3 protein-coding genes are annotated in these 5,819 nt (G+C 60.8%); all 3 read left to right on the top strand.

Going from position 1 to position 5,819, the window contains the following annotated elements:
* Positions 1-413 precede the first annotated feature (413 nt).
* Genes GX444_13565 through gspE form a run of 3 tightly spaced genes read left to right on the top strand, consistent with a single transcriptional unit; the run spans position 414 to position 5,629 of the window.
* Positions 414-1,292, top strand: coding sequence for a hypothetical protein (locus GX444_13565; protein NLH49610.1), 879 nt, complete (start codon positions 414-416; stop codon positions 1,290-1,292).
* A gap of 44 nt (positions 1,293-1,336) precedes the next feature.
* Positions 1,337-3,916: a type II secretion system secretin GspD gene (gene gspD / locus GX444_13570; protein NLH49611.1), complete on the top strand. Its 2,580-nt coding sequence runs from the start codon at positions 1,337-1,339 to the stop codon at positions 3,914-3,916.
* A 6-nt stretch (positions 3,917-3,922) separates the two neighbouring features.
* Complete coding sequence (gene gspE / locus GX444_13575) at positions 3,923-5,629, top strand: type II secretion system ATPase GspE (protein NLH49612.1); 1,707 nt, start codon at positions 3,923-3,925, stop codon at positions 5,627-5,629.
* Positions 5,630-5,819 lie beyond the last annotated feature (190 nt).

Here is a 5,819-nt window from a genome sequence, read left to right on the forward strand (position 1 = left end):
AAAGCCCGATGCAAAACGGAAAATCGAAAGGGAACAACCAACTGGACGTGGGTCTATCAGGCCTCGGCTCCGAACTCTACGTAACCAAGGGGACATTTTTGCTGCACAGTTAAGGGGACATATTGCCTAAGTATAAACAGCTCGTTTGTGGTGAATTTTCGCGACAATATCACTTGTTTGGGATTATTTGTCCTCTCGCCGAACGGCCCTCGACGCGGGGAAGGGCCGGTTCTTCGTCGACGGTCGGGGCGGGTTTTTGAACCCGGCCGGCTCCGGCGTGTCCAAGTGTTGGAAATTCTTGGGCGGCGGGGGTGTTCGGGATCGCGGGTCGCTTGCAAAATCAGGCGCATCTTGTTATCGTTCGGCCGCTTTCCCCGGAGGAAGGCATAAGGGGAATTGTGTAAAGGCGCGGAATGATTTATTTCGAGTTAATCAAGAAGTACTTGTGGGCGGTCCGCCTGGGCGTGGTCGTTCTGTGCGCCTATCTTTCAGCCAATGCCGTTTCCATCTATTTGCGGGGCGCGCTGGCGGTTCAACCCACCATCAATATGGCCGCGGGCGGCGCCGCCACCAACGCCTATACGTCCATCAACGACTTCGACATCGTCGTCAAACGCAGCCTGTTCTATTCGCCCGGCATGAACATGGAAGCCAGCCTGAATAAAAAGGACAAGGGCCCGCTGATCACTTCCGACGACTTCGTGCTTTTGGGCGTCGTGGCCGGCCTGCCGGAAATTTCCTACGCCTTGATCAATACCAAGCATGACAACCGCACCGAGGTTTACAAGGTGGGCGATCAAATCGCCGGCGAGGCCGAGGTGTTGGCGATCCGCGGCCGCGAGGTCGAGTTGCTGCATCAGGGCAGTCACAAAATCATCAAGCTGCCGGAACTGGGCACGGCCCAGCTCCTGGGCGATCGTTGGGATAAAACCAAGGGCACCCAGGTCGCCGACGGCATCAAAAAAGTCGGCCAGAACGATTTTGTCGTCGACAGTTCCGTGATCGAAAACGCGTTCGAGGACATGGCCTCGATGATGCGGGGCGCCCGCATCATGCCGAAAATCGAGAACGGCCAGATCGTCGGCTTTAAATTGATGCGGATCAAGAAAGACAGTTTGTACGGGAAGATCGGCTTGCAAAACGGCGACGTCCTCCACCGGGTCAATTCCGTGGAGATCAAAGGTCCCGAGGACGGATTGCGATTGTTCCAGGAACTCCGCACCGCCAAAAACATCAGCATCGACGTCACGCGCGGGGGCCAGAAACAGACCTTGTCCTACACCGTGAAATAGCCCCGACCGACGCGACGAGGATGTATGGGGGAACGGGAGAAAGTATGAATTTTCGGCATAACGGTTGGCGTTTGGGAAACCTCCTTATTTGGCTGGCGCTCACGCTGTGCGTGGCGACGGTCTGCGGGTGGCCGGCGATGGCCGCGGCCCAGGACGATGACAACGATAAAACGGAAGAACCGGCCGGCAAAGGCGAGACGGAACCGGCGCTGAAGGCGCCGACGGCGCCGGAAGCGGAAGTCGCCGAATGCCCGGAAGGTTTGGTGCGCGTCAACTTCAATGAAGCCGACATCCGGGACATCGTCAAAACGATGGCCACGATGACCGATCAGAATTTCATGCTCGACAAGGCGATCACCGGCACCGTCACCATCATCTCGCCGACCTGCATCACTCCCGCCGAAGCCTACGACGTTTTTCTTTCCGTGTTGTACGTCAACGGCCTGACCACGGTGAAGGTCGGCAAGCTGACCAAGATCATCAAACGCGCCGAAGCCCAGACCCAACCGATCGACACCAACACCGAGGGGCTCGGCCGCGACAACGAAAAATACATCACGCAGTTGATCCCGTTGCAGAACCTCGACGCAGTGGAAATCGCCAGCGGCTTCCGGTCGCTGGTCAGTTCCGACGGCAACATTTTCGCCTACGGCCCGAGCAACATGCTGATCATCATGGACTCGGCGGCCAACATCAATCGGTTGTTCCGCATCCTGCAAAAACTGGATGTCGAGGGCACCGAGCAGATCCTCGAGGTCATTCCGATCGAATACGCCTCGGCCGATACGGTGGCCGACGTCATCATGCAGTTGTTCGACAGCGAAACCAAAGCGACTGGTTTGTCGACCGGCAGCAGCACCTTGGGCGGCGCCGGTTCGGTCAGCCAATTGCGCGAACGGTTGATGCAGCAACGGATGCAGCGGCTGGGCCGCCGGACGCCGGGCGGCGCGACGACGCCGGGCAGCAGCGGCTTCTCGCAATCGGTGGCCGCGGGCGAAACCCTGCGCATCATTCCCGACGGCCGCACCAACAGCCTGGTGGTCAAAGGCAGCAAATATGCCATTAAACGGGTGCGCGACGTGGTCGCGAAGCTCGATCAGCCCTTGCCCGGCGGCGAAGGCAAGATTCACGTCGTTTACCTGGAAAACGCCGACGCGGTCGAACTGGCCGGCATCCTCGCCGATCTGGCGGGCACCGGCGGCGGCAGCAGCCTCGGCGGCTATTCCTCGCGGCAGAACCAGCGGCGCATGGGCGGCACGACGGGCGGCTACGGCTCCAACAGCCGGGCCGGCAGCGTCGCCAACGCCTTTTCGTCGCGCTTCGGCGGCGCCGCCGGCGGCCTGAGCGGCAGCTCCAGCGGGACGCTCGGCACCGGTGGCCTCAACCGCGATGCCGGCAATCCGACGCGTGGCATCGCGCAAACCAGCGGCCGGTTCCTCGCCGACTTCGAGGGCGCGGTGCGGATCACCGCCGACCCGGCGACCAACAGCCTGGTCATCATCGCCAGCAACCGCGACATGGAAATCCTGCGCGAGGTCATCGCCAAACTCGATATCCCGCGGCCGCAGGTCTACGTCGAGGTGATGATCGCCGAAATCACCGCCGAACGCGGCCTGGATGTCGGCTTCGAATTCCGGACGACCAACGACACCAGCGAGGACGGCGTGCAGGTGCTGGGCGGCTCCAATTACGGCGGCATCCAGTCGGCGGCCGCCAACCCGCTGGGTATCACCGGCTTCGCGCTCGGCGCGGCCGACGGCACCATCACCTTCGGCGGCGAAACCTATCCGAACATCGGCGCGTTGTTCCGCGCGATGCAGAGCGACCGCGACGTCAACATCATGGCGACGCCGCACATCCTGACCACCGACAACGAGGAAGCCGAAATCGTCATCGCCGACAACATCCCGTTCGTCACCGGTCAGATCTACTCGCAGGCTTTCAACAACCCGACCACGACCATCGAGCGCAAGGACGTCGGCATCACGCTGCGCATCACCCCGACGATCAACGAATCCGACATGGTCCGCCTGATGATCTACCAGGAATCCTCGTCGGTCACCGACAGCCCCTCGGGCCTCTCCGCCAGCCAGGTCGGCGTCACCACCGCGAAACGCAGCGCCGACACGGTCGTCGTCGTGAAGAGCCGGCAGACCGTGGTGATCGGCGGCCTGATGAAGGACAACATCTCCTACACCGAGGCCAAAGTGCCGGTCTTCGGCGACATTCCGATCCTCGGCTACCTGTTCAAGAGCAGCAAGCGGAAGGTGGAAAAAACCAACCTGCTGATCTTCATCACGCCCTACATCATCAAGGACAACGGCGATCTCGAGGAAGTCACCCGGATGGCCAATTACCGCCTCGAGCAGTTCCGGCAGGAAAATCGCATCCAACGGCGCGACAATCTCGACGAGGAGAAAATCCAGCCCAACGAACGCATTTTCCGCAAGGAAGAGCCGACGGCGATCGAGATCGATCCGACCAAGCGCAACGCCGGCGCGACCACCGAGCCGGGAACCGAGGAAAAGGATTCCGGCGAGGAAACCCCGCCGAGCGATGATCGCGGCGACTCCACCGACAATTCCGGCGATACCGATTTCGGCGGCAACCAGGGAGGGCAATAAACCGCCATGCGGCAACGGCTCGGCGAAATCCTGATCGAGATGGGATTGGTGTCGGCCGCCCAGGTCGACGAGGCGCTGGAAGCGCAGCGCGAAAAGGGCGGTCGCATCGGCGAAGTGCTGATGCGCATGAAGCTGGTCACCGAAATCCAGGTCTTGCAGGCCTTGGCGCGCCAGCTCGGTTTGCCCTTCCACGAAAAAATCGTGCCCGAGGAAATCGACGCCACGCTCATTTCGAAAATCCCGATCGCCTACGCCAAGCGCAAGATGGTGCTGCCGATGGGCGTGGATCAGAGCAACGGCCGCATCATGGTCGCCTGTGCCGATCCGCTGGATTACCGCACCCTCGACGACCTCAGCTTGTTTTTAACCAACGAGATCGAGCCGATCGTCGCCCCGGCCGGCACGATCTTCGACACGATCAACCTGACCTACGACAAGATGAGCGACACCACCGACGAGGTGATGAGCAACCTCGAGGAGACGCAGGGCTACGGCGAATCCTACGAGGAAGCGCCCGACCTGATCGACGTGGAGGACGAGGAAGCGCCGATCATCCGCCTGGTCAACCACCTGTTGTTCCGGGCGGTCAAGGAACGGGCCAGCGATATTCACATCGAGCCGTTCGAAAACGACATCGTGGTGCGCTTCCGCATCGACGGCGTGCTGTACGAGATCATGAAGCCGCCCAAGCGGTTCCAATCGTCGATCGCCAGCCGCATCAAGATCATGGCGAGCCTGAACATCGCCGAAAAGCGCCTGCCGCAGGACGGCCGCATCCGCATCAAGATCGCCGGCAAGGACATCGACATCCGCACCAGCATCATTCCGACCGCCCACGGCGAACGGGTGGTCATGCGCTTGCTCGATAAATCCTCGGTGCGCCTCGACCTGAACGACCTGGGCCTGGGCGGCAAGAAATTCGACATGCTGCTGGACCTGATCAACCGGCCGTACGGCATTCTGCTGGTCACCGGCCCGACCGGCTCCGGAAAAACCACGACGCTGTACGCCGCGCTGGTGCGCCGCAACACGCCGGACGTCAACATCCTCACCGTCGAGGATCCGATCGAATACCAGATTCGCGGCATTGGCCAGATGCAGGTCAATCCGAAGATCAACCTGACTTTCGCCTCCGGCCTGCGGTCCTTCCTGCGCCAGGACCCGGACATCATACTCGTCGGCGAAATCCGCGACCTCGAAACCGCCGAAATCGCCATTCAAGCCTCGCTCACCGGCCACTTGGTGTTTTCCACCCTGCACACCAACGATTCCGCCAGCGCCCTGACCCGCTTGGTGGATATGGGCGTCGAACCGTTCCTGGTCGCCAGCTCGCTGGCCGGCGTCATCGCCCAGCGCCTGGTGCGCGTGTTGTGCAACGAATGCAAAAAATCGTACATCCCGACGGCCGCGCAACTTTCGCTGATCGACCTGGATCAGAAGCGGCTGGAAGGCGGCAAGCTTTACCAGCACGTCGGCTGTTCTTCGTGCCTGAATACCGGCTACACCGGCCGGACGGCGATCTACGAAATGCTGCAGGTGACCGACGAATTGCGCGCCATGGTGCTGCAGAACGTCGATTCGACGACGATCAAAAAGTACGCCGTCGAAAAAAACCACATGGAAACGTTGCGGATGGACGGCGCCGACAAGGTCATCAAGGGCATCACCTCGCTCGAAGAAATCCTGCGCGTCACGCAGGCGGACTTCGCCTAGCTTCCGCCCGGCGACAACTACTCCAGCCGGCATGATCGACGGCCCGGTGAAGTGTTTATACTTAGGCAATATGTCCCCTCAACTGTGCAGCAAAAATGTCCCCTTGGTTACGTAGAGTTCGGAGCCGAGGCCTGATAGACCCACGTCCAGTTGGTTGTTCCCTTTCGATTTTCCGTTTTGCATCGGGCTT

Source organism: Myxococcales bacterium (assembly GCA_012517325.1).
GTDB lineage: Bacteria > Lernaellota > Lernaellaia > Lernaellales > Lernaellaceae > JAAYVF01.

Coding starts and splice junctions, on each gene's coding strand:
- gspD (NLH49611.1), top strand. CDS start 1,337: ATGAATTTTCGGCATAACGGTTGGCGTTTGGGAAACCTCCTTATTTGG.
- gspE (NLH49612.1), top strand. CDS start 3,923: ATGCGGCAACGGCTCGGCGAAATCCTGATCGAGATGGGATTGGTGTCG.
- GX444_13565 (NLH49610.1), top strand. CDS start 414: ATGATTTATTTCGAGTTAATCAAGAAGTACTTGTGGGCGGTCCGCCTG.